The organism is Mesorhizobium sp. M0621 (assembly GCF_040320745.1).
Taxonomy (GTDB): domain Bacteria; phylum Pseudomonadota; class Alphaproteobacteria; order Rhizobiales; family Rhizobiaceae; genus Mesorhizobium.
Genome location: NZ_JAMYQF010000004.1, coordinates 70,783 through 95,145, shown reverse-complemented (window position 1 = coordinate 95,145; position 24,363 = coordinate 70,783). Strand labels below are relative to the sequence as shown.

Genomic DNA, 24,363 nt, shown 5'->3' with positions numbered 1-24,363 from the left:
GCCTCACCAATTGCGGTTGAGCCATTCGCGTGCCGGCCGCTCGATGAGGTAGTAGCTGCACAGCGCGCAGACGAAAACGCCGGCCAGCATCGGGATCGGCGAGCTGCCTTGGTCATAGACGAATTTGTAGAACGGCTGCTGCCACAGATAGAGCGAGTACGACCACAGCCCCAGCGTTGCCATCGGCCAGGAAGACAGCAATCCGGAAAAATACCGGGGGCTGAAATCGAGCACATTGACGGCGAGAGCCAGCAGCGGGACGGCGAAGAGATAGTGGATCGGCGTCGGCACCGGATCGAGGAACAGCAGAACGGCGCAGATCGATGCTGCCAAGGCCACATGCTTGCCACTCAAGAACGCCGGCAGCCTGCCATCGGCCTTGAGCAGGCAGATCGAAGCCGACAGCAGGATCGACGCGATATGCACATCGGTGCGCCAATAGGTGGTTTCGTAGTCCATCCCGAAGACCCAGTACGAAATCGCGCCGTTGGCCATGGCAAGCAAGGCCAGCGCCAGGAGCAGCACGACGACGCGAGAGCGCGTTGAGACGATGACGCTGATCAGCGCCAGGATGATATAGGCGTGCTCCTCGATGCAGAGCGACCAGATGTGGTCGAGCGCCCCTGCCCGCGTCACCAGAATGCCGGCATAATTGTAGGTGAACGTCAGCGCCGTCAGCGCCGCCTTCCATTTGAAGGCGACGAAGGTGCTGGAGAGCGCAATCATCGCGACGATCACGAAAATCAGAAGCGCCGGATAGATGCGGGAGAACCGGCGCTTGAAGAATTTCTTCAGCGGATAGCGTTCGATGAACAGGATCTCGCCCATCAGCCGGCCGCTGAGCACGAAGAAGAATTCGACGCCCAGAACGCCTAGATTGATTCCGGGGACGGGAAAGAAATGGCCGATCAGCACCAGGGCGATCGACAGGCCGCGCCAGCCGTCGAGATAGGCCAGTCTTGTTCTGACCCGCCTGTCGGCAGCGGACCGGGACGGAACGACATGCGTCGCTGAGATGTCGGTCATGCCGATCCTTTCGCATTGGGCATGCGAAAGGGCACGGCGGTACACTCCGAACCCGGCTCGCATTCCCGCCCCAATCCATATTGCAGTGCAAGATAAATTTGTGCAAGTGCGAGATTGCTGCTGGATCAGTGCCAGGCGAAGTATCGATGGGAATTGCTGCAAGGAGGATTGGCGCGCGTCGGCGATTCCATCAAGGACTGGAAGCAACAGGCGCAACAAACGAAAAAGGGGCCGCAGTGGCCCCCTTCGTTGCGCCCGAGTGCTGGTGTTAGGCGTTGGCGGCAGCCACCGCGCGCTTGGCCATCACCGCGATCAGATTGGCGCGATAGTCGGCGGAAGCGTGGATGTCGGTCATCAGATCCTTCGCCGGCACCTTCACGCCATCGAGTGCCGCGGCCGCGAAATTCTTGGCGAGTGCGGCCTCGATCTCCTTCGAGCGGAAGACGCCGTCGTCGCCGGCGCCGGTGACGGCAACGCTGACGCCATCCTTGCCCTTGGCCACGAACACGCCAACGATGGCGTAGCGCGATGCCGGGTTGCGGAATTTTTCATAGGCCGCCTTGGCCGGCGCGGTGAAGGTAATGGCGGTGATGATTTCGCCGTCCTTCAACGATGTCTCGAACAGGCCCTTGAAGAACTTGTCCGCCGCGATCTGGCGCTTGTTGGTGACGATAGTGGCGCCCAACGCCAGCAGTGCCGCCGGATAGTCGGCCGCTGGATCGTTGTTGGCGATCGAGCCGCCGATCGTCCCTTTGTGGCGCACCGCCGGATCGCCGATCAGCGATGCCAGATGGGCAAGCGCAGGGCAGGCCTTCTTCAGCTTCTCGTCATTGGCAACGGCATGATGCGTGGTGGCAGCGCCGATGGTGACCGTCTTGCCAGATACCTTGACACCCTGCAGCTCCTTGATCCGCGACAGGTCGACAAGGTCGGACGGCGCGGCAAGCCGCGTCTTCATCGCCGGGATCAGCGTCATGCCGCCCGAAAGCAGCTTGGCGTCACCCGTCTTGACCAGCTTGGCGGCATCGGCGACCGAGGCGGCACGGTGATAGTTGACTGAGTACATTTGTCTTTCTCCCTTGGGTAAGAGCGAATAGGGAGTAGCGAATAGCGAATAGGATCTGTCCCGTCGCACCGCCTTCTCTGCCCTATTCGCTACTCCCTATTCGCTATTCGCTTTCAATGTTTCGTCGCGCGGATCGCTGCCCACACGGTGGACGGCGATGCCGGCATGGCGAGATCGTTGCTGCCGATGGCGTCGGTGATGGCATTGATCACCGCCGGCGGCGACCCGATGGCGCCGGCTTCGCCGCAGCCTTTGATACCAAGCGGATTGCCTGGGCATGGCGTGTTCGAGGTCGAGACCTTGAACGACGGCAGGTCGCTGGCGCGAGGCATGGTGTAGTCCATGTAGCTCGCGGTCAAAAGCTGGCCGCTATTGTCATAGTGGGCGCCTTCCAGCAGCGCCTGGCCGATGCCTTGCGCAAGCCCGCCATGCACCTGGCCCTCGACGATCATCGGGTTAATGATGTTGCCGAAATCGTCGGCGGCGACGAACTGGACGATCCCGGTCATGCCGGTTTCCGGGTCGACCTCGACCTCGCAGATGTAGCAGCCGGCAGGGAAGGTGAAATTCGACGGATCATAGAACGCCGTCTCCTTCAGCCCTGGCTCCATGCCGCCCGGCAGGTTGTGAGCGGTGTAGGCGGCGAGCGCCATCTGGAACCACGGCACGTTCTTGTCGGTGCCGGCGACCTTGAGCGCGCCGTTCTCGATGACGATATCGCTCTCATCGGCCTCGAGCAGATGTGCCGCGATCTTTTTGGCCTTGGCTTCGACCTTGTCGAGCGCCTTGACGATCGCCGACATGCCGACCGCGCCCGAGCGCGAGCCGTAGGTGCCCATGCCCATCTGCACCTTGTCGGTATCGCCATGCACGATCGAGACGGAATCAAGCGGCACGCCGAAGCGCTCGTTGACCAATTGCGCGAAGGTCGTCTCATGGCCCTGGCCGTGGCTGTGCGAGCCGGTCAGCACCTCGATCGTGCCTACGGCATTGACGCGCACCTCTGCCGATTCCCACAGGCCGACACCGGCGCCGAGCGAACCGACCGCTGCCGACGGCGCGATGCCGCAGGCCTCGATGTAGCAGCTCATGCCGATGCCGCGCAGCAGGCCCTTCTTGGCAGCCGCTGCCTTGCGCTTGGCAAAGCCGGCATAGTCCGACGCCTTCATCGCCGCGTCGAGCGAAGCCGCGTAGTCGCCGGCGTCATAGCACATGATGACCGGCGTCTGGTGCGGGAACGAGGTGACGAAGTTCTTGCGGCGCAACTCGGCCGGCGAGACGCCGAACTGGCGCGCGGCGGTCTCCATCATGCGTTCCATGACGAACGTCGCTTCCGGCCGCCCTGCCCCGCGATAGGCATCGACGGGTGCGGTGTTGGTGTAGATCGCCTTCACATTGGCGTGGATCGCCGGGATGTTGTACTGGCCCGACAGCAGCGTCGCGTAGAGGTAAGTCGGCGTCGCCGACGAAAACAGTGACATATAAGCGCCGAGATTGGCCTTGGTTTCGACCTTGAGGCCGAGAATCTTGTGATCCTTGTCGAAGGCCATTTCGGCATGGGTGTGATGGTCGCGGCCATGTGCGTCGGTCAGAAAACTCTCGGTCCGGTCGGCCACCCATTTGACCGGAACGCCGGTCTTCTTCGAGGCCCACAGGCAGACGATCTCTTCGGGATAGATGTAGATTTTCGAGCCGAAGCCGCCGCCGACATCGGGCGCAATCACGCGCAGCTTGTTTTCCGGCGCGACGTTGTAGAAGGCACTCATCACCAGCCGCGCCACATGCGGGTTCTGCGAGGTCGTCCAGCAGGTGTAGTGGTCCTCCGCCTTGTCGTAATGGCCAAGCGCCGCCCGCGGCTCCATGGCGTTGGGCACCAGCCGGTTGTTGATGATGTCCATCTTGACGACATGGGCTGCCTTCTTGAAGGCCGCTGCCGTATCGTCGGCATTGCCGATGTCCCAGTCGAAGATCAGATTGTTGTCGGCCTCGGGGTGGATCTGCGGCGCACCCTTGTCCATCGCCTTGGAGGCATCGACGACGGCATTCAGCTCCTTGTAGGTGATCTCGACAGCCTCGGCGGCATCACGTGCCTGCCCCTTGGTCTCGGCGACGACAATGACGACGGCATCGCCGACATAACGGACCCGGTCGAAAGCGAGTGGCGACCACGCCCCCATCTTCATCGGCGAGCCATCCTTTGAGTGAATCATCCAGCCGCAGATGAGGTTGCCGATGCCGTCGGCCTTGAGTTCCTTGCCGGTCAGCACGCCGATGACGCCGGGCATGGCTTGGGCCTTCTTGACGTCGATCTTCTTGATCTGCGCATGCGCGTGCGGGCTGCGCACGAAGGCCGCGTGCTTCATGCCGGGAACCACCATGTCGTCGACATAACGGCCGGCGCCGGTGATGAACCTTTTGTCTTCCTTGCGCGCGACCCGAGCGCCAACACCTTCAATGCCCATCAGAAATTCCTCCCGGTGAATAGTGAATGGTGAATTGGTGAATGGTCGAAATGGAGGAGGAGCCCGCGGCCACTCTACTCACTATTCACCATTCACTATTCACCCCTAGGCAGCTTGCTTCGCTCTGCCCTTCGACGCCTTCGACATCGTCTTCGATGCGGCGAGGATCGCCTTGACGATGTTGTGGTAGCCGGTGCAGCGGCAGATGTTGCCTTCGAGTTCGGCGCGCACCGTCGCCTCGTCGAGGCCTTCGGGGTGGCGGCTGATCATGTCGGTCGCCGTCATGATCATGCCCGGCGTGCAGAAGCCGCATTGCAGCCCGTGATGTTCCTTGAAGGCGGCCTGCACAGGATGCAGGTCGGCGCCATTGGCCAGTCCCTCGATCGTCACCACGGTCGACCCGGAGGCCTGCACCGCGAGCATCGAGCAGGATTTGACCGCCTTGCCGTCGACATGGACGACGCAGGCACCGCATTGCGAGGTGTCGCAACCGACATGCGTGCCGGTAAGGCCAAGATTTTCCCGCAGGAAGTGAACCAGAAGCGTTCGGTCCTCGGCAGCACCGCTGACCCGTTTTCCGTTCACCATCAACGAAACGTCCGACATGGTCCCTCCCTGGGTATTAACCTTGGTCATCACGCTGCCGACGCGGTGTTGGCGCCTCAGCCATGCGTTATTCGTACACCGCACACCGGACAAAAAACAGCACGTCGCAAACGCGGCACATTGTACTTTCGGTCATGGCCGCGCCCAGACGTGCAGTCCCGGTCGCCCCATTGCCAAAACAGGGATTGGGGGCAACAATGTTGGTCGACGCCCGCGCGCCAGAAGCATGTAAAAACAGCGCGCACAAAAATGCGTCGGAGGAAATGCGGAGAACATCGCTGGCCAGTTCACGGACGCGCTATGCATGCGGCCTGTCGGCGCTCACCACGGACGAGCCCGACATGGAGGCGTTCGCCAGGTCGATCGCGCTGGAAGCAGCCGCGATCGACGCCGGCTTTGTCCTGCTATTCTTTTCCCAGAGCCTGGTCGAGGCCAGCGCCCTTTCCCGGGCGCTCATGACCCACGCGCCGGCGCTTCACCACGCCGGCTGCTCGACCGCCGGCGAGATCACGCCGCAAGGTCTCGAGGACGGTCATGTGCTCGCCATGCTGCTTCCGTCCGCTGTGTTCACCGCTGTCAGTGTGATGGTCGACAATCTGTCGTCGTCTGGCATGGACAGGATCACCAGTGAGGTCGAGGGCTTGCGGCGATCGCTGCGCGCGCGCCTGGGTTGCGATCGCACCAAAGGCACGTTCGCGCTCTGCTTTATCGACGGGCTTTCCTATGCCGAGGAAGCGGTGAGTTCGGCCATCCACTGGGGCCTCGACGACATACCGCTGCTTGGCGGCTCGGCCGGCGATGACCTGAAATTCGAGACGACGCGCCTGATCTCCAACGGCCGGGTCACCTCCGACAGCGCCATCATCGTGCTGATATCAACCGAAATTCCCTTCCATGTCTTCAAGACCGACAACTTCGTTCCCACCGACGAAAAGCTGGTGGTGACGGCGTCCGATCCCGATCACCGCATCGTGCGCGAGTTCAACGCCACCAATGCGGCAGAGGAATATGCTGCCTCCGTCGGCATCGTCCCGCAGATGCTGACGCCGCTGAGCTTTGCCTCGCATCCGGTGGTGGTGAAAGTGGGCGGTGAATACTACTGCCGGTCGATCCAGAAGATGCACGCCGACGGCTCGCTGTCGTTCTTCTGCGCCATAGACGATGGCGTCGTGCTGTCGATCGCACAGCCCAAGGACATGGTCGAAGCGACGCGCGCCGCGCTGCGCGATGTCGAGGACAGGCTTGGCGGCATCGACATGATCCTCGGCTTCGACTGCGTGCTGCGCCGGCTAGATGCGCGCAACCGGCAGGTGTTTCGCGACATCTCGGAACTCTACCGGGTCAACAATGTCATCGGCTTCGGCACCTATGGCGAACAGTACCGGTCGATGCATCTGAACCAGACTTTTACCGGCATCGCCTTTGGCGAGCGCCAGGCAGCGGAATAAGGCGGCGAAACAAGATGCCGCTGAGGGACATAAACGATCTTGAAAAGCTGAAGAAGATCAACGCGGCACTGGTCAGCCGCGTCGAACGGTCGATGGACCAGCAAGGCAACGCCTTCTCGCTGTTCCAGACCGCGATTTCGCTGGAAAACCGGGTGCGCACGCGCACCGAGGAACTGCACTCGACGCTGCGCCGGCTGGAGCAGTCGAACATCGACCTCAGCGCCGCCAAGGAAAACGCCGAACTGGCGAACCTGTCGAAAACCCGCTTCCTCGCCGCCGCCAGCCACGACGTGCTGCAGCCGCTGAACGCGGCCCACCTCTCCGTTTCGGCGCTCGCCGAAGTGCAGACCAGTGACGAGGGCAAGAAGCTGGTGCGGCAGGTCGAACGCTCGCTGGAGACGATGGAGGACCTGCTGCGCACGCTGCTCGACATCTCCAAGCTCGATGCCGGCGTGGTGCAGCCCGACATAAGCGACGTCAGCCTGGAGGCGCTGTTCTCGTCGCTGCGTTCGGATTTCCAGCCGGTGGCGGAACTGAAAGGACTGTCGCTAAAGTTCCGGCCGGTCAATGCCGTGGTCCGTTCCGACCGCACGCTGCTGCGCCGCATCCTGCAGAACATTCTTTCCAACGCGCTGGGCTATACCCGCTCGGGCGGCGTGCTGGTCGGCACCAGGCATCGCGGCGACACCATCCGCATCGACGTCGCCGATACGGGCTGCGGCATTCCCGACGACCAGCGCGAGGCGGTGTTCGAGGAATTCCACCGTGGCACCTCCCCGGCCAATGCCGAACTGGACGGCGGCGGCCTCGGGCTCGGCCTCGCCATCGTGCGCCGCATGGCCAGTGCGCTCGGCCATCCCGTGACATTCTCATCGAAGGTCGGGCGCGGGACGATCTTCCACATTGATGTTCCCGTCGGCATCGGCGCCCCGGCTGATGCCATCGCCAGCCTTGCCGACATGGAACGGCCGCGCGGTTATGGCCTGTTCGGCACCAAGGTGCTGCTGGTCGAGAACGATGTCGAAGTACTGCAGGCGATGACCTTTCTGCTCGAACGCTGGCAATGCCTGGTGCGGGCCGCGACCTCGACCGACGATGCACTCGACATGCTGGGCGACACCGACTGGGTGCCCGACATCGTCATTGCCGACCAGCACCTCGATGGCGGCGATCTCGGCACCGCCACCATCGCCGAAGTCCGCGACTATCTCGGCCGCGCCGTGCCGGCGCTAATCGTCACCGCCGACAGTTCCGAGGCGGTCGCCAAGGCCGCCCGCGTCGGCGGCATCGAACTGATGCGCAAACCGCTGAAGCCGGCACAACTGCGCGCGCTGCTGGCGCATCTGCTGGCTTAGACCCCTCACGCAATATTCCGATCGCTTTGAAAGGAGCGCGTCCTCCCGCAAATAAGTCTGTGGATATTCCTGGCGTGACGAGTTCGTGTCGTATCGGCCAAGTGAAGAATGAATATCCTAAAGCAACTGGGTCGGGGGATTTCATGAACCGGTTGCTTCTTGGCGCGGCTTTTCTTGTCGCTGGCGTGTTCGGCGCGGATACGTCTTTCATCTATTATATTAGCGGAAGCGCGGGAATGGATGCTCTTGCGCAAGAAGCGCAAGGCACTTCGCCTCAACCTGGCGCGCCTGCCGGCTACGGCAATGGTGGAGCGGCGCTGGGAAGTGGGAAGCCGGCAGGTGGCACATCTGTGTCAGGCACTGCGGCGCCTGCAGCGGGTTCGGATGCAGCGCCAGGTGGGGCGACCGGCAGCCCGGACGCTGCGGCCAAGGTTGGTGCCAAACCGGCCGATGCCAAGGCAGCCGATAGCAAGGACAGCAAGGCCAAATCCGGCACGGCGGCCAAGACGACTGATAGCGAGGCCGAGGAGCCGGCGGCGGCACAGGCGGCGGTCGCTGCCGCAACCACGACCGACAGCGGTGACCCCGAGGCGATCGGCACGCCGAAAGTGGATCTGCCGAAGGCTGGCGGCAACGGCAATCTCGGCTATGCCATCGGCATCGATGTTCCCGCCTTCCACGGCATCGAGCCGCAGATCGCGCTCACCTACAATTCCTCGCGCAAGACCAAGCTCGGTGGCCTCTATCAGGGCTGGCTCGGCTACGCTTGGGGGCTGGACGGCTTCGACGTCATCGAGCGGGCAAGCCCGGGCTACGGCATGCCGGCTTTCGATGGCACCGACATCTATCTGCTCGACGGCCAGGTCATGGTCGCCTGCGTTGCAGGCATGGTGTCGCCCTCATGCTCGACCGGCGGCACGCATGCGACAGAGAATGAGAGCTACCGCCGCATTGTCTTCAACGGTACCGCCAGCGAATGGCGGATAACCGACAGGGACGGCACCGTCTCTGTCTTCAAATCGGTCGGGGTCGTCGCAGGTTCCTCCGCCCCCGACGCAAACCTCGCCTTCGCTTATCGCTGGGTGCTGACTTCGGTCACCGACACCAATGGCAACACTGTCACCTATGGCTACTCTTGCCCGACACTGCCGGTCTGCTACCCCACGACGATCAGCTATAACGGCACGGGCGGGGCAGACATCGCGGACGGCTCGTTCATCTGGCTTCATTATGAGCAGCGGCCAGATACAATCCTGATGGGCAATGGTCTGGGCATTTCCGAGACGAACTTGCGCTTGAAGACGGTCAGTGTCTGGGTCAGCCACAGTCTGCGTGGCGCCTACCGGATGATCTACGACCAGGCGCCATTCTCGAACGCTTCGCGGCTTACATCAGTCACACGCTATGGCACGGATGCAGCCATCACCGCCGATGGCACCATCTCTGGAGGTACAGCGAGGCTCCTCGGCCAGATGGCGTATCAGAACACCGATGGAACCTATACAAGCTCACCGGTTTCACTCGGCGGCTCAGTTGGCCGCGCCCCCAACGAGGCCGGTGATTTGGACTTCGACGGGCGCGATGAGATATTCGGTGACAAAACCGGGACAACGACAACGCATTCCGGCGGAAGCAGTGGAAGTACGGAAACCAACCCATATAGGGACAAATATATATATAAATTCGATTCAAGAGGAGCTTTGATCGGGACGATTACGAAAAGCGTTGACGCCGACAGTAATTATTTTTCGCAGCCTGGAAGGTTTATTGCAAATAAAAATACATCGGATTTTGCAGATTCAGTTATCCATTCTTACACCGACGGCCACACCGGGCGCACTACTTACTCAGCTGCGAATTCAATCATCAAGACGGATACCTTGCTAGGGTTAACGAAGGCTTCTTGTTCGCCGACAGCGCCAGCCGGCTATCAGGCCGTCTGTGGCGGGTTCACAACTCCGGTGAGCTCACAACCACTATGGCCCGTTGTTGCTGACACCGACGGCGATGGTATCGACGTCGTCAACGGCGTCACTTCCGGAAGCCAGTTTCTCGGCGTCGGCGATTTCCTCGGCAACGGCCGTCAGCAACCGTTTTTCTGGGGCAGCGGCGGGACGATAAGGAAGGGAACGCTTTCAAACGGTAAATGGCAGCCAAGCGGAACAGCGTTCGTGATAGCCTGCCCCACGACACAATATTCGGGTTCCGGCACTTGCGTGCTCGGCGATGTCAATGGTGACGGCGCCTCGGACATCGTCCGCTACAATGGTAATGACGACAGCGTCGGACTTTGGTTGTCGACCGGCGTTGGTTTCAAAAGCTATTCGGTCTCCTCGATAGAGGGTTTGACGGCGGTCCTTCGCGACTTCGACAATGATGGTCGGATGGATGTCATCACCATTGGTGGCAGCAACACGAGCAGTCAGCCCTACAGAACCAACACGATCCGGATATTTTCGCTGCGGCCATCGTCGACGGCGATGACGCCGGTGCAGTTCACGTTGCCGGTGGGGATCACTGCCGGCACGGTGGTCGGCGACTTCAACGGGGACGGCCTGCCGGACTTCACCGACTACAACAATATGTTCATCTCGAACGCCGGCTCTGGCAATCCGAACCTGTTGCGTTCAATGGTGACGGAACTGGGGGGAACAGTAGCGGTCGAGTACGCGCCATCCTCGACCTGGGCGAACAACTACCTCCCGCAAGTGGTGCATGCCGTGTCGAAGCTCTCTGTGGGCGACGGCCGCGGCCAGACGGCGGTGAGCACATACACCTATGCCGGCGGCAAATACGATCCAGCGGCGCGCAAGTTCCTGGGCTTTGCCTCGATCGTCGAGACAAAGCCGCTGGCCAATGGCGAGACCGCCCCCTCGAAGATCGAGACGACCTATCGCCAGGACATGGCAAGCTACGGCTTGCCGTCGCTGACGGTGTGGAAGGATGGCGCAGGCACCGTCCACAGACAGGTGGCCGAGACCTATGCGGTCAACACCGCGGCAAAACCCTACACCGTGCAGAACACGGCGACCGACACGACGCTGACCGAGAACCTTGCGCGCACGCTCAGGGTCGAGCGTGGCTTCGATGCTTACAACAACATCACCAGCATCAAGGACTATGGCCGCACCGATATCGGCGGCGACGAGACCTGGACGGAACGCTTCTTCTCGCCCAATACGAGCGCCTATATCGTCTCGGCCCTGATCGCCGAACGCACGCATGCCGGGCTCAATGCAACAGACCCCTATGTCAGCTACAAGCATAATTACTATGATAGCAGCACCGACGTCTGGGCGGTGCCGGTCAAGGGCAACCTGACCTGGATGCTGAGCTTCGTCGACCCTGGGCTGACCAAGACGATCAGCCAGTACTTCGCCTATGACAGTTTTGGCAACAAGATCTCGGCCACCAATGGCCTAGGCCAAAAGACCGAGTGGGATTATGACCCCACCTATCACCTCTATCCGACAACACAGCGGGCACCGCGATACTTCGCCACCGGCGGTCAACCGGCCGACACGCGCTTTGTCTCGACCGCCACCTACAATCCCGTCTGCGGCCTGCCGGCGACGAAGACCGATCCCAACGGTATCATCAAGACCTTCACCTATGATGCGTTCTGCCGGCCATATTATGTGCAGCAGAACGTGCTTGGCGCCTATGTCAGGACGCGCTTCGAGAACGAGGGCAATCCGGCGACACAGGCGCTAGTCGAATACACGCCGCTACCCGATTGGGTCGGCGAGGATTTTACTCGCTCGTACTATGACGGGCTTGGCCGGGTCTATCGCGTGGAAACACCCGGAGAGACGGCGGCTGGGGCAAGGCGCATTGCCGAGACCGACTACGACCCGCGCGGCAATGTCCTGCGCACCGCCTTCCCGCGCTTTGTCGGCGAGGCCGCGCAATGGACCACCAACTTCTATGACTGGGCCGACCGGCTGGTGACGACGGTCAATGCCGACGCCAGCCAGCACACTTACTTCCACTATCTTGAAACCTCGAGCGGCCTCAATCCGTGGCTTTATGGAGTCGTGCTCACTGACGAACTTGGTCATCAGACCAAGACCGTAATGTCGACACGTGGCGATACCACAGCAGTGGTACGCGATGTCGTTGGCATGGCGCTGACCGAGTATCGTAGATACGACCTTCTCGGCCGCCTTATCGGAGTCACCGATCCGGGCGGCTCGATCTGGACCTACACCTACGACCTACTCGGCAACCGGCTTTCTGCCACGGATCCCGATCTCGGCACCTGGACCTATGTCTATGACGCCGCCAATCGGCTGGTCAGCCAGACCGATGCCAGGGGCACGGTGACGTCGCTTGCCTACGACCAGATGGACCGGTTGACGCTGAAGACGGCAACCGCCCCCGGCGGCAGCCCGGTGACGCTGACGCAGAACACCTACGACCAGGCGGCATCAGGCTACTACAACATCGGCCTGCTGACCCGCTCGGAAAACGCCGCCGCCGTCCAGCTCTACAATTATGACGGTCTCGGCAAGGTTGCCCGCCAGGATGCCACCATCGCGGGGATCACAAATTATACGTTCAACGTCCACGACGGCTCCGGCCAGAACGTATATGTCCAATACTTTCCTGTTCAGCTCGACTTCGGTTCGAACACCAACCGCTTGCAATACACCGCCGGCAACAGGCTCTACTCCGCTCCCGGCTTCATCACCTCGACGCTCTACGAGGCTGACGGCCAAACGAAGGAGATCACCTACGCCAATGGCGTGAAGACCTCCTTTACCTACTCGCCGACCCGGCGCTGGCTGACGCGCATTACCACCGCACTCGGTGCCTCCACGCTGATGGATCGGCAGTTCACACGCGATGCTCTCGGCCGTATCACCAACATTGTCGGGGTCTCTTCGTTTGGCAGCTGGAACTATGTCTATGACAATGCCGACCGGCTGATCTCGGCTGACAATGTTGGCGACAACACGCTCGACGAGGGTTTTGCCTATTCACCGAACGACAACATGACGGCGCGCTGGCGTGCCGGCTATTACACCTATCCCGCCGCGAACGCACCGCGCCCGCATGCCCCCATCACGGTCGGGTCGAAAACGCTGAGCTATGATGCCAATGGCAATATGGTCTCAGACGGCAGCCGCACGTGGCCTGGGACGAGGCCAACCGGCTGAAGACCGTCAGCCTCGCCTCCAACACCGTCAACCTCGCCTATGGACCGGATGGAGCGCGGGCGAAAAAATCATCGAGCTTCGCCACCACGCTCTATCCCGACGCCAATGTCGAGATCGATCCGAAAACCCCGGGGGCGGAGATCTACACGCGCTACCCGCATCCCGACATCAAGGTCGTCGGCACTACAAAATACTTCCTGCACCGCGAGCATCTCGCCTCGGTGCGCCTGGTCACCGACATGACAGGCGCCATCGTCGAACAGACCAGCTACGCCACCTATGGCGAGAGCCTCAACACCGGCTTCCAGACGCAAAAAGGCTACATCGGCGAGCGCTTCGATCCCGAGACCGGCCTGCTCTACTTCAATGCACGGTATATGGACCCGGTGCTGGGGCGGTTTATTTCGCCGGATGATTGGGATCCGACATTGCCGGGGGTTGGGACCAATCGGTACGCGTATGCTCAGAATGATCCGATCAATAAATCCGACCAGAACGGGCATACGGCAGGTGTTGAAGCGGGCGTAAGAGGCCTCTTGGGCGCTCTCCACGATTTTCTCGGTGGGCTATTTGCAGGAGCAAGCGAAGGGGTTGGTGCAAGAGCTGGTGCATTCTTGGGTGGGCCTGTTGTCGGAGCTGTAGTTGCCGTTATGACACCCACGCCTATGGCCGACGGCAAATTAACTGACAAAGACCGCGCCGACGCAGCAGCCAGTGCTGCCTCATCGCCTTCCGATCCTGGAGATGATAAGGATCAAAAAGATAAAAAGGATAAAAATACCATTGAAAAACCTGACGACAGTAAACTTCCGCCGGAAAAGCAACGGGCGATTCGCTCGTTAGAAAAATTGATTGAAGAGCATCAAAATAAACTTGCGGATTTTAAGGCTAATCCAACCGTCAGGCCGGGGATGGAAAATCAACCACAATCAACAATTGAAGCGTCTTGGCAATCTAGGATAAACCATCTAGAGAAGGAGATAAATACATTTCGAAACAACATCAGTAAGATAAGGAATGGGGGATAATAAATGAAGGAATATTCGATAAGCATCTCAAGACGCAACGATACAAATCTGGAAAATCCGTATCGGGACGGTAGTTATGTCGCTGTTTTTGTGCTGGAGAGTGGATTCGATAAATCCATCTTAAATTCATATTTCAAAAAGGCGACATCTTATCCGCTAAAATTTATAGCGATATGGGGGAGTGATGCTCATAAAGCAGAGGATTATGTCGATGGACTAATCGAGGAGTTGATGGGCGCAGATATAGTGACAACGAGCCACGTTGGCGATAGTAGTGACGAACTTGCATCATTTATTGTTAATGCAACAATTGTTGGCGAAGATAACTTTAATTGCATTGTATATAGCTCGGATAATTCGACAAGAGCTGAGTCGTTAATTGCTAATATTAGAACCATCTAAAATGGACGTTTTTAACGGACCCGCTGAGGGGAAACTGGGAATTACGGTGACAGTGGACCTTTTGCATATTCGCCCGGCCGCCATTCTGCGTAGATTGACCATCGGAATTACGGTGACAGTGCACTTTTTTCATATTCGTCCGACCGTCATCATGTGTAGACTGCCAGCATGGCTCGCCTCGCCCGTATTGTTGTCCCCGGTCTGCCGCACCACGTAACCCAGCGGGGTAACAGGCGCGCCAAAGTGTTTTTCACGCCTGACGACTATGCGCTCTACAAGAATTACGGTGACAGTGCACTTTTCTCATGTTCGTCCGACCTTCATTGCGTGTAGACTGCCAGCATGGCTCGCCTCGCCCGTATTGTCGTCCCCGGTCTGCCGCACCACGTGACGCAGCGCGGCAACGGGCGCGCCAAAGTGTTTTTCACGCCCGAAGACTATGCGCTCTATAAGACCCTGCTGGTCGAGCATTGCCGCGCCGCCGATGTCGGCATCTGGGCATGGTGCCTAATGCCCAACCACGTGCACCTGATCCTGACGCCTGCCGACCCGGATGGCCTGCGGCGCGCGCTTGCCAAGGTGCACCGCGCCTATGCCGGCACCATTCATGCGCGGCAAAAGAAAACCGGGCATTTCTGGCAGGGTCGCTTCGGCGCCGTCGCCATGGACGAAGATCACCTGTTGTCGGCAGTGCGCTATGTCGGGCTGAACCCGGTACGCGCGGGGCTGGTGAGCCAGGCGGTGGATTGGCCCTGGTCAAGCGCTCGGGCGCATCTGACTGATGAAGCCGATGGCGTCACGGATCTGGGGTCGATGAAAGACCGGCTGCCCTCGTCGGCCGGACTGTTCGATCTGATCGAGACGGATGTCGCGGCTTTCGACGCCCTGCGCAAAGCCGAGAGCATCGGCCGGCCGGTGGGCAGCGAAGCATTTCTGGACCGGGTTGCCGGGCAAACCGGAAGGGCCGTGAAATCGGGAAAGCGAGGCAGGCCGAGAAAAGAAAATAGTGCACTGTCACCGTAAATCTTTCACCGTAAATCTTTGCTGGTAAATCTTTGCTGGCTTAGCTCCATGCCCTCCCCTTGATGGGGAGGGTCGGCGCGAAGCGCGGGGTGGGGTGCGGCGCCAACCTCCCCCACCCCGCTCCACTTCGCGGATCGATCCTCGCCATGCGAGGAAGGTGAAGCTCAAAACCCAGCCTGATCCCTGAAAAGCTCCGCATTGTCCAGCTTCGACACCTCGATCACCGCTTGCGTGCGGCTGTAGACATTGAGCTTGCGCAGGATCTCCGAGACATGCGCCTTGACCGTGGTCTCTCCCACTTGCAGCTCGTAGGCGATCTGCTTGTTGAGCAGGCCTTGGCGTAGCATCTGCAGCACGCGCAGTTGCTGCGGCGTCAGCGTCGACAGGCGCTGCACCATGTCGGCGCGGTCGACGCTTTCGGCGTCGGGCGTGCGGCTTTCATAGGTTTCCGGCACATAGATCGCGCCTTCCATCACCGAGCGTATGGCGGCGGCCAGGTCGCTCTTGCGCGCCGATTTCGGAATGAAGCCGGCGGCACCATAGGACAGCGCCTCGGAAATAATCTTCGGCTCCTCATGGCCTGAAACGATCACCACCGGCAGGCGCGGATAGCGGGTTCGAAGCTGCAGCAGGCCGTCGAAGCCATGCACGTCGGGCATTGAGAGGTCGAGCAGCGCAAGGTCGAATGGCTTGGCGCCGGCCAGCAGGTCGAGCGCCTCGGTGATCGAGCGCGCCTCCACCGTGTCGACTTCCGGATAGGCCATCTGCACCGCGCTGTGCAGCGCCTCGCGAAACAGCGGGTGATCGTCGATGATCAGGAACCGGGCGCGATCGTGGATTGCGGTCATGGGGTTCATTTCGGTTCGTGGGCGATTAGAATAACCCCGCCAGCATGGCCAGATTATTGCCAAATAGTATATCGCCATCTCCGGCGGAAAGTGCCGCAGGTACTTTCTCGACCAAATCGCCTTGCCCGGGCGCCCAAATCGGTCGAATGTTCCGGCAACCAAGCAGAGACCTACATGACAGACTTCGTCCTTCCCTCGCCCGCAATCGCATCGGTGGCCATTGCGGGCTCGCCAGAGCGTTTCGCGGTGCGCCGCATCTTCTGCGTCGGCCGCAACTACGCCGCGCATGCCCGCGAGTTGGGCAATGACGAGCGCGATCCGCCCTTCTTCTTCACCAAGCCAGCCGACGCGGTGGTCGATTCCGGCACCGATATCCCCTACCCGCCGCTGACGGCCAATCTGCACCACGAGATCGAACTGGTCGCCGCGATCGGCAAAGCCGGCTTCCGCATTCCCCGTGACAAGGCGCTGGACCATGTCTGGGGCTATGGCGTCGGCATCGACCTCACCCGCCGCGATCTGCAGGACGAGGCCAAGAAGGCCGCCCGTCCGTGGGACTGGTCGAAGGCGTTCGACCGCTCCGCGCCTTGCGGCCCGCTGATCCCCGCAGCGAAATCCGGCCATCCGCAAAAGGGCCGCATCTGGCTCGCTGTCAACGGCAAGGTCAGGCAGGACGCCGACCTCGCCGAACTGATTTGGCCGATCGCCGATATTGTCTCGATCTGCAGCGAGGCGGTGGAACTGGAGCCCGGCGACCTGATCTTCACCGGCACGCCGGCCGGTGTCGGTGCGATCAGCGCCGGCGACACGATGACCGGCGGCGTCGACGGCATCGGCACGATCGAAATAGCCATCGGCCAACCGAAGTGAGCGTATGAGCGAACTCGTCCTGCACAATTACTATCGCTCCTCCACTTCCTATCGGGTGCGGATCGCGCTGGAGATGAAGGGGCTGAGCTATGACTACGTCCCGCATCATCTGCGCCATGGCGAGCATCTGGAACCGGCCTATCTCGCGGTCAATCCACAAGGTCTGGTGCCGGCGCTGGTCCTCGGCGACGGCACGTTGCTGACGCAATCGCTGGCGATCATCGAATTCCTCGACGAGACCAGCCCCGAACCACCGCTATTGCCGAGGGATCCGGCCGGTCGGGCACGCGTGAGAATGCTGGCGCAGATGATCGCCTGCGACATCCATCCCGTGAACAATCTGCGCGTGCTGACCTCGCTGCGCACCCTGTTCGGCGCCGGCGACGAGGACATAACTAACTGGTTCCGCCACTGGGTGAACGAAGGCTTTCAGCCGCTTGAAAAGATCTTGGCTTCCTCGCCCGAGACCGGAGAATTCTGCCATGGCGACGCGCCAGGTTTGGCTGACATCTGCCTGGCCGCGCAAGTCACCAACAACGCCCGCTTCGGCATCGACATGACGAATTACCCGACGATCGCGCGCATCAACGCCGCTTGCATGGCGCTGCCGGCTTTTCAGAAAGCCGCACCGCAGAACCAGATCGATGCGGAATAGGCTTCATTTGCCCACGCGTAGCGTCAGCGCCCAGAACAGCAACGCTAACAGGCCGATGCCCGCCCCAAGCTGGCAGACGCCGCCCCAGCCCATTGCGCCATAGGCCATGGTCGAGGCGATCGAGCCCAGGGCACTGCCGATCGAGTAGAAGATCATGTAGCCGCCAACCAGCCGGCTGCGGGCATCCGGCCGGCGCGCGAAGATCAGGCTCTGGTTGGTGACATGGACGGCCTGGATCGCCAGATCCAGCATGACGATACCGGCCACGAGAAGCCACAGCGACATGCCCATGAAGGCGATCGGCAGCCAGGCAGCCGTCATCAGCAACAGGCTGAGGCCCGTGACCAGCTGACCGCGTCCGCGATCGACGAGGCCGCCGGTCCAGCGCGCACCGAGCGCACCGGCGACGCCGGCAAGACCGAAAAGCCCGATCTCGGTGTGCGAGAGTGAAAATGGCGGCGCGCTCAACGGCAGCACCAGCGGCGCCCACAGGACGTTGAAACTGGCGAAGATCAGCATGGCCAGCACCGCCCGCACGCGCAGCAGCGGCTCTTGCGCGAACAGCAACAGCACCGAACCGAGCAGGCGCGGATAGGATGTGCGTGGCCGCTCCGCCGCGTGGCGCGGCAGGATCAGGTAGAGAACCGACGCCATGACGAGCGTCAGCGCCGCCGAGACGAGATAGACCCAGCGCCAGCCGGCGAAATCGGCGACGACGCCGGAAGCGAAGCGGGCAAGCAGGATGCCCAGGATCACGCCGCTGGTGACGGTGCCGACCGCCCGCCCCCGCTGCGACGGCTCGGCGAGGTCAGCGGCAAAAGCCACCAGCACCTGCACCACCACCGCCAGCAGCCCGACGACCGCAAGGCTCGCCAGCAGCACCGCCGCGTTGGGCGCGACGCCGACCGCACTCAGCGCTATGGCAGACAGAATCGCCTGCCCGGCAATCAGCTTGCGGCGATCGAACAGATCGCCTAGCGGTACGATGAAGAACAGGCCGAGCGCATAGCCGATCTGGGTGACCGTCACCACGATGCCGACCGAGGCCGGCGCGATGGCAAAATCATGCGCTATGGCGTCGAGCAGCGGATGGGCGAAATAGACATTGGCGACGCTCAGGCCGCAAGCGATGGCGAAAACCAGCGCGGTCGCCCGTGACAGTCCCGGTGGAGACGCCGGCACCGCCTGCGACGGGCCATTGGATTGCTCGAGGCTTGTTGCGCCGCCGTTCACCACCTGCACATTCATGTCGCTCTCCACAAAAGGTTTCAACTTGAAACCACTTGCTGGATAGGCAGAACAGTTTTATGTTGCAACCGAAATCAGAGCGTTGGACCAACGATTGCCATGGTGAAACGAACGAGCCACCACGAGGCGGACTGCCTCATCGCGCGGCCGCTGGACGCGATCGGCGACTGGTGGTCACTGCTCATCGTGCGCGATGCCTTCGACGGTTTGCGTCGCTTTGGCGAATTCCAGAAGAGCCTCGGCGTCGCCAAGAACATCCTGTCGGCGCGGCTACGCAACCTCGTCGCGCATGGCATCCTCGAAACGGTCCCGGCGCCCGACGGCAGCGCGCACCACGAATATGTGCTGACGCAAAAGGGACGCGGCTTGTTCTATGTCCTGGTTGCCCTGCGGCAGTGGGGCGAAACCTACTTCTCCGGACCGGGCGAGCCCTACACTTTCATGGTCGACACTCTCACCGGCCGGCCGATCAAGCGCCTGGAAGTCCATGCCGAGGACGGGCGGCAACTCGCCCCAGGCGAAACCCGGCTTGCCGACTTTCGAACAGGGGAAACCGGATAAGCCCGGCGCCCCGGTGCGACCGGCCAACAGGGCTGGCGGAATCGATTTCCGCTTGACCGGTCAGGGAATCGGCTATCGTTCCTCAGTCGCAGCAGAGTGGAGTGACCGATGAGAGCCGTCGTCTTCGAGAAATTCGGCGAAGCGCCGACGATCCAGACCGTCCCCGATCCGAAGCCGGCGGCCGATGGCGTCGTCATCAAGGTCGAGGCGACCGGCCTGTGCCGCAGCGACTGGCATGGCTGGATGGGTCATGACGACGGCATTACGCTGCCGCATGTGCCGGGCCACGAACTGGCCGGCATCGTGGTCGCGGCCGGCAAGCAGGTCACCCGCTGGAAAGCCGGCGAACGCGTCACCGTGCCGTTCGCCGTCGGCTGCGGCCGCTGCTTCGAGTGCAATTCGGGCAATCATCAGGTCTGCGAGCACCAGACGCAGCCTGGCTTCACCGGCTGGGGCTCATTCGCCGAATATGTCGCCATCGAGCACGCCGACACCAATCTCGTGCGCTTGCCCGACGAGATGGAATTCGCCACCGCAGCCAGCCTCGGCTGCCGCTTCGTCACCTCGTTTCGTGCCATTGTCGATCAGGGCCGGGTCACGCCCGGCGAATGGGTGGCAGTGCATGGCTGCGGCGGCGTCGGCCTGTCGGCGATCATGATTGCCAGTGCCATGGGCGCCAATGTCATCGCCATCGACCTCACCGACGAGAAACTGGATTTCGCCAAAAAGATCGGCGCCGTCGCCACCATCAATGCGTCCACGACGCCGAATGTGGTCAAGACAGTCAAGCAGATCACCAATGGAGGTGCGCATATGTCGATGGACGCGCTCGGCCACCCCACCACCTCCTTCAACTCGATCGCCAATCTGCGCCGGCGCGGCCGCCATGTGCAGGTCGGCCTGATGCTGGGCGAGCATGCCCTGCCGCAGGTGCCGATGGACAAGGTGATCGCCTTCGAACTCGAGATCCTCGGCAGCCACGGCATGCAGGCCTACCGCTACCAGGCAATGATGGACATGATCCGCAACGGCAAGCTCAAACCCGAACTTCTCGTCGGCAAGAAGATCAGCCTCGACGAAGCGCCCGCGGCCCTGATGGCGATGGGCGGCTTCGAGGGCATCGGCATCGGCGTGGTGACGAAATTTTAGGCAGCAGCAAAACCTTCGGCACCAAACTCTCTTTGTATCGAAAGGCATTGTTGTGCGAAAAATATTTGATAATTCGGAAGATTATCTAGAGTATCTAAAGGGAAAATATCAAAAGAAATACAAAAATGAAAAAGTTGTAGATGACGAATTTCACAGAATTACGATTCAGCAAATGGAGAAAATTGGCCAAAGATTGCCGATCGGGTCAGAAAACGGGCTCGAATCTGTGATATCAAATTCATTTAAAACAATTGTCCAGTCTCTCCCTGCTACCCGTCGTGCACTCGTTGACGGCCATATAGCCGCAGGGGTTCTTGAGCACGGACAGGCCAACGCCTTTATCGCAAGGAGCCCAAATGGCAAGCTGGCGATCCTTTTCTCTTCCGGATTGGCGATGTTTCTGCACAAGTACATTAAGCTTGTGTGTGCCAGCGTTGATCCAAGGCAAATCGTATATTGCAACAGAAAAGACTATAAAGAAATTACGCGAGACGACACCGGACAGTACATAGGCGAGATGATTGAGCATTTCAAAATATATTCTATCCCTAGAGGCCCATTTGTCAAACTTTCAGAAAAAGAGACGTTACGAGCGAGCGGCATCTTAAATTTCGCAGAGACATTTATACTTTGTCACGAACTAGGGCATTTCTTTAACGGTGATCTCGACGGCGGCAGCCACTTTACAGCGCTCCCCGCCGGCATTTCAGGCGAAAAATTTGACGAGAACAAAGATCACGAAATGGAATACAGAGCGGATAGCGTTGGCTATGGGATTTACCTCGAGACAATTAACAAGATCTCTCCAGGAATATCTCCGCAGGCTGCATTGTCTCCAGTAATGCTAATGTTTGATTTGTTCTATCAGCTGGCAGGAGGAGAATCATCAACTCACCCACATCCTCATGATCGCGTTGTTCGTATAGTTCACAACTATTTTAGTCCCGAAATGGCAGTTAGAGCAGCGGAGGGGCTTCGAGATCCTCGTCTTTTGCCGGATGTTTTTCCCACGCCTGACTCGGAAACAGAAGGCGCCATCTAGCAGGCCACGCAGTGGCGCTGTGCCGAGCATGACAGACCTCCTACCTCGCAAATTTCTTCGCACCGAACACGCACAGCACCACGCCGAGCGTGACGACAACCATGAGCGGGCTGACCTGCTCATGCAGCAACGTCGCCGCCAGGGCGAGACCGAAGAACGGCTGCAGCAACTGTAATTGCCCCACGGCGGCGATGCCGCCTTGGGCGAGGCCGCGATACCAGAAGACGAATCCGATCAGCATGCTGAACAGCGAGACATAGGCCAGCCCGATCCACGCACTGACACCGACGCCGTCGAACGATGGCGGCATGATCATCAGCGTCAGCACCAGCATGATCGGCAGCGACAGCACCAGCGCCCAGCAGATCACTTGCCAGCCGCCAAGCTTGCGCGACAGTGCGGCACCGTCGGCATAGCCCAGACCGCAGGCGATGATGGCGGCGAGCATCAGGCCGTCGCCGACCGGCGAAGCCGTCACGCCCTGCGTCAGGGCAAAACCCGCGACCAGCGCGCTGCCCACGCACGAAAACAGCCAGAACGCCGGACGCGGGCGATCGCCGCCGCGCAGCACGCCGAAGATCGCTGTCGCCAGCGGCAGCAGGCCGACGAAGATGATGGAATGGGCCGTGGTGACGTGCTTCAGCGCCAGAGCGGTCAGCAAGGGAAAGCCGACAACCACGCCGAGTGCCACGATCACCAGCGACAGCAGATCACTACGCTCCGGACGTTTCTGCCGAAACAGGAGCAGCAGTGCCAGACCAAGCAGTCCGGCAATCGCCGCTCGGGCCGACGTCAGGAATGTCGGATCGAAATCCTTCACCGCAACGCGCGTCGCCGGCAGCGAGCCGCTGAAGATCAACACGCCGATGAACCCGTTCACCCAGCCGCTCGCAATCTTGTCCATCATATGCTCCGTTTGTCGGCTCTGTATCGAGCGGAGCGCATGGCATTGCCAGAGACAATGCGGTACAGTTATACAAAACTGTCATGGGCAATCGAGCAGTACGGATGGACAAACAGACCCTGGGAAGCGAGAGCAGCGGAACGCTGGTCGAAGGCGTCATGACGACGATCCGTCAGCGGATCGCGGCACGCAGCCTGACACCGGGAGCACGACTGCCCTCGATTCGCGCCTTCGCCAAATCCATGCAGGTGTCCAAATCCACCGTGGTCGAAGCCTATGAGCGGCTCGCCGCCGAAGGTGCGATACGCTCGCGGCCGGGCTCGGGCTTCTATGCCGCCGGCTCGCTGGCGCCGCTGTCGCTGGCCGAGATTGGCCCCCGCCTCGACCGCGCCGTCGATCCGCTCTGGATCTCGCGCCAGTCTCTGGAAGCCGGCGATGACATGCTGAAGCCCGGCTGTGGCTGGCTGCCGGCTTCGTGGATGCCCCAGGCAGGTTTGCGCCGAGCGCTACGCACGGTGGCGCGTGCCGACGATATCGCGCTGGCCGACTACGGCACGCCGCTCGGGCTGCCGCCGCTACGGCAATTGCTGGCACGGCGCATGGCCGGGTATGGAATCGAAGCCTCGCCCGAGCAGATCATGCTGACGGAATCGGGCACGCAGGCCATCGACCTCCTGTGCCGGTTCCTGATCGAACCCGGCGATACGGTGCTGGTCGACGATCCCTGCTATTTCAATTTCCACGCTCTGCTGCGCGCCCACAGGGCCAAGGTCGTCAGCGTCCCCTATACGCCGTCGGGGCCGGATATCGACCTGTTCGCGCAGGCGCTGACCGAGCACCGCCCGCGCCTCTACATCACCAACTCCGCCATCCACAACCCGACCGGTGCGGTCCTGTCGCCGGTCACCGCGCACCGCCTGCTCAAGCTCGCCGACCAATCGGATCTGACCATCGTCGAGGACGACATCTTTGCCGACTTCGAACATGCGCCTGCTCCCAGGCTGGCGGCGTTCGATGGCCTGAGCCGCGTCGTCCACATCGGCAGCTTTTCCAAGACACTTTCAGCGTCGGTTCGCTGCGGCTTCATCGCGGCACCCCGCGACTGGATCGAGGGCCTGACCGACCTCAAGATCGCCACCACCTTCGGCGGTGGGCGGCTTGCGGCCGAACTGGTGCTGACGCTGCTGAAGGACGGCAGCTACCGCAAGCACATGGATTTGCTGCGGACCCGCCTTGCGCGCGCCATGGGCGAGACGAGCGCCCGCCTGAAGGCGATCGGCGTCACGCCCTGGATCGACCAGCCGGCCGGCCTGTTCCTGTGGTGCAGCCTGCCGGATGGGGTTGATGCGGCCGAAGTGGCCCGCCGCGCCTTGGCCGACAACATCGTGCTGGCGCCCGGAAACGCATTCAGCCTGTCCGGAACGGCCAGCCGTTTCCTGCGCTTCAACGTTGCCCAATGCGCGGACGAGCGGATTTTCAAAGTGCTTGAGGCAGCGATGGCGCGTTGA

Annotated in this window: 19 protein-coding genes; 12 read left to right on the top strand and 7 right to left on the bottom strand. The window is 61.0% G+C overall.

What is annotated here, in order from left to right; translation table 11 throughout:
• Window positions 1–3: 3 nt before the first annotated feature.
• The 4 genes from NKI38_RS04345 to NKI38_RS04330 form a co-directional block, all read right to left on the bottom strand.
• Window positions 4–1,026, bottom strand: a complete 1,023-nt coding sequence (locus NKI38_RS04345) for an acyltransferase family protein (protein ID WP_352655081.1) — start codon at window positions 1,024–1,026, stop codon at window positions 4–6.
• A 268-nt stretch (window positions 1,027–1,294) separates the two neighbouring features.
• Window positions 1,295–2,092: an FAD binding domain-containing protein gene (locus NKI38_RS04340; protein ID WP_352655080.1), complete on the bottom strand. Its 798-nt coding sequence runs from the start codon at window positions 2,090–2,092 to the stop codon at window positions 1,295–1,297.
• A gap of 113 nt (window positions 2,093–2,205) precedes the next feature.
• Window positions 2,206–4,554: a xanthine dehydrogenase family protein molybdopterin-binding subunit gene (locus tag NKI38_RS04335; RefSeq protein ID WP_352655078.1), complete on the bottom strand. Its 2,349-nt coding sequence runs from the start codon at window positions 4,552–4,554 to the stop codon at window positions 2,206–2,208.
• A gap of 105 nt (window positions 4,555–4,659) precedes the next feature.
• Entirely contained in the window at window positions 4,660–5,160 is a 501-nt protein-coding gene (locus tag NKI38_RS04330) for a (2Fe-2S)-binding protein (RefSeq protein WP_352655076.1), read from the bottom strand.
• A gap of 263 nt (window positions 5,161–5,423) precedes the next feature.
• Between NKI38_RS04330 and NKI38_RS04325 the strand changes: the two genes are divergently transcribed.
• From NKI38_RS04325 to NKI38_RS04300, 6 genes are all read left to right on the top strand, one after another.
• Window positions 5,424–6,608 (top strand): FIST N-terminal domain-containing protein, encoded by a 1,185-nt coding sequence (locus NKI38_RS04325; protein WP_352655075.1) that lies wholly within the window; start codon window positions 5,424–5,426, stop codon window positions 6,606–6,608.
• 14 nt (window positions 6,609–6,622) lie between these two features.
• Entirely contained in the window at window positions 6,623–7,963 is a 1,341-nt protein-coding gene (locus NKI38_RS04320; protein WP_352655073.1) for a hybrid sensor histidine kinase/response regulator, read from the top strand.
• 143 nt (window positions 7,964–8,106) lie between these two features.
• Entirely contained in the window at window positions 8,107–13,125 is a 5,019-nt protein-coding gene (locus tag NKI38_RS04315) for a toxin TcdB middle/N-terminal domain-containing protein (RefSeq protein ID WP_352655072.1), read from the top strand.
• Window positions 13,098–14,153, top strand: a complete 1,056-nt coding sequence (locus tag NKI38_RS04310; RefSeq protein WP_352655071.1) for an RHS repeat-associated core domain-containing protein — start codon at window positions 13,098–13,100, stop codon at window positions 14,151–14,153. Before NKI38_RS04315 ends, NKI38_RS04310 begins: the two co-directional genes overlap by 28 nt.
• A 3-nt stretch (window positions 14,154–14,156) precedes the next feature.
• Window positions 14,157–14,555, top strand: a complete 399-nt coding sequence (locus tag NKI38_RS04305) for a DUF7684 family protein (protein WP_352655069.1) — start codon at window positions 14,157–14,159, stop codon at window positions 14,553–14,555.
• A gap of 342 nt (window positions 14,556–14,897) precedes the next feature.
• Window positions 14,898–15,578, top strand: a complete 681-nt coding sequence (locus NKI38_RS04300) for a transposase (RefSeq protein ID WP_352655067.1) — start codon at window positions 14,898–14,900, stop codon at window positions 15,576–15,578.
• A 164-nt stretch (window positions 15,579–15,742) separates the two neighbouring features.
• Here the strand turns inward: NKI38_RS04300 and NKI38_RS04295 are convergent, their stop codons facing one another.
• On the bottom strand, window positions 15,743–16,426 hold the full coding sequence (locus NKI38_RS04295; RefSeq protein ID WP_352655065.1) for a response regulator: 684 nt from the start codon (window positions 16,424–16,426) through the stop codon (window positions 15,743–15,745).
• Window positions 16,427–16,600: 174 nt separating this feature from the next.
• Between NKI38_RS04295 and NKI38_RS04290 the strand changes: the two genes are divergently transcribed.
• Together NKI38_RS04290 and maiA are read left to right on the top strand one after the other, a co-directional pair.
• Window positions 16,601–17,296, top strand: coding sequence for a fumarylacetoacetate hydrolase family protein (locus NKI38_RS04290; protein WP_352655063.1), 696 nt, complete (start codon window positions 16,601–16,603; stop codon window positions 17,294–17,296).
• A gap of 4 nt (window positions 17,297–17,300) precedes the next feature.
• A complete protein-coding gene (gene maiA, locus NKI38_RS04285; protein ID WP_352655061.1) occupies window positions 17,301–17,951 on the top strand; it encodes a maleylacetoacetate isomerase in 651 nt (216 codons plus the stop codon).
• Between the two features lie 3 nt (window positions 17,952–17,954).
• Here maiA and NKI38_RS04280 read toward each other — a convergent pair whose 3' ends face one another.
• The gene (locus tag NKI38_RS04280) at window positions 17,955–19,199 is read right to left on the bottom strand and encodes an MFS transporter (protein ID WP_352655058.1); all 1,245 of its coding nucleotides are present in this window, start codon (window positions 19,197–19,199) and stop codon (window positions 17,955–17,957) included.
• Window positions 19,200–19,298: 99 nt separating this feature from the next.
• On the opposite strand from NKI38_RS04280, the gene NKI38_RS04275 reads away from it, so the two are divergent.
• The 3 genes from NKI38_RS04275 (at window position 19,299) to NKI38_RS04265 (ending at window position 21,951) form a co-directional block, all read left to right on the top strand.
• Window positions 19,299–19,760 carry a winged helix-turn-helix transcriptional regulator gene (locus tag NKI38_RS04275; RefSeq protein ID WP_352655056.1) on the top strand — a complete coding sequence of 154 codons (462 nt, stop codon included), beginning with the start codon at window positions 19,299–19,301 and terminating at the stop codon, window positions 19,758–19,760.
• A gap of 108 nt (window positions 19,761–19,868) precedes the next feature.
• Window positions 19,869–20,909 (top strand): zinc-dependent alcohol dehydrogenase family protein, encoded by a 1,041-nt coding sequence (locus NKI38_RS04270; RefSeq protein WP_352655054.1) that lies wholly within the window; start codon window positions 19,869–19,871, stop codon window positions 20,907–20,909.
• 52 nt (window positions 20,910–20,961) lie between these two features.
• Window positions 20,962–21,951, top strand: a complete 990-nt coding sequence (locus tag NKI38_RS04265; RefSeq protein WP_352655052.1) for a M48 family metalloprotease — start codon at window positions 20,962–20,964, stop codon at window positions 21,949–21,951.
• Between the two features lie 40 nt (window positions 21,952–21,991).
• Here the strand turns inward: NKI38_RS04265 and NKI38_RS04260 are convergent, their stop codons facing one another.
• Window positions 21,992–22,855, bottom strand: a complete 864-nt coding sequence (locus NKI38_RS04260) for a DMT family transporter (RefSeq protein WP_352655283.1) — start codon at window positions 22,853–22,855, stop codon at window positions 21,992–21,994.
• Between the two features lie 104 nt (window positions 22,856–22,959).
• On the opposite strand from NKI38_RS04260, the gene NKI38_RS04255 reads away from it, so the two are divergent.
• A complete protein-coding gene (locus NKI38_RS04255) occupies window positions 22,960–24,363 on the top strand; it encodes an aminotransferase-like domain-containing protein (protein WP_352655050.1) in 1,404 nt (467 codons plus the stop codon).

Coding starts and splice junctions, on each gene's coding strand:
- NKI38_RS04295 (WP_352655065.1), bottom strand. CDS start 16,426: ATGACCGCAATCCACGATCGCGCCCGGTTCCTGATCATCGACGATCAC.
- NKI38_RS04345 (WP_352655081.1), bottom strand. CDS start 1,026: ATGACCGACATCTCAGCGACGCATGTCGTTCCGTCCCGGTCCGCTGCC.
- NKI38_RS04300 (WP_352655067.1), top strand. CDS start 14,898: ATGGCTCGCCTCGCCCGTATTGTCGTCCCCGGTCTGCCGCACCACGTG.
- NKI38_RS04255 (WP_352655050.1), top strand. CDS start 22,960: ATGGACAAACAGACCCTGGGAAGCGAGAGCAGCGGAACGCTGGTCGAA.
- NKI38_RS04325 (WP_352655075.1), top strand. CDS start 5,424: ATGCGGAGAACATCGCTGGCCAGTTCACGGACGCGCTATGCATGCGGC.
- NKI38_RS04330 (WP_352655076.1), bottom strand. CDS start 5,160: ATGTCGGACGTTTCGTTGATGGTGAACGGAAAACGGGTCAGCGGTGCT.
- NKI38_RS04275 (WP_352655056.1), top strand. CDS start 19,299: ATGGTGAAACGAACGAGCCACCACGAGGCGGACTGCCTCATCGCGCGG.
- NKI38_RS04340 (WP_352655080.1), bottom strand. CDS start 2,092: ATGTACTCAGTCAACTATCACCGTGCCGCCTCGGTCGCCGATGCCGCC.
- NKI38_RS04280 (WP_352655058.1), bottom strand. CDS start 19,199: ATGAATGTGCAGGTGGTGAACGGCGGCGCAACAAGCCTCGAGCAATCC.
- maiA (WP_352655061.1), top strand. CDS start 17,301: ATGAGCGAACTCGTCCTGCACAATTACTATCGCTCCTCCACTTCCTAT.
- NKI38_RS04290 (WP_352655063.1), top strand. CDS start 16,601: ATGACAGACTTCGTCCTTCCCTCGCCCGCAATCGCATCGGTGGCCATT.
- NKI38_RS04320 (WP_352655073.1), top strand. CDS start 6,623: ATGCCGCTGAGGGACATAAACGATCTTGAAAAGCTGAAGAAGATCAAC.
- NKI38_RS04315 (WP_352655072.1), top strand. CDS start 8,107: ATGAACCGGTTGCTTCTTGGCGCGGCTTTTCTTGTCGCTGGCGTGTTC.
- NKI38_RS04335 (WP_352655078.1), bottom strand. CDS start 4,554: ATGGGCATTGAAGGTGTTGGCGCTCGGGTCGCGCGCAAGGAAGACAAA.
- NKI38_RS04305 (WP_352655069.1), top strand. CDS start 14,157: ATGAAGGAATATTCGATAAGCATCTCAAGACGCAACGATACAAATCTG.
- NKI38_RS04270 (WP_352655054.1), top strand. CDS start 19,869: ATGAGAGCCGTCGTCTTCGAGAAATTCGGCGAAGCGCCGACGATCCAG.
- NKI38_RS04260 (WP_352655283.1), bottom strand. CDS start 22,855: ATGGACAAGATTGCGAGCGGCTGGGTGAACGGGTTCATCGGCGTGTTG.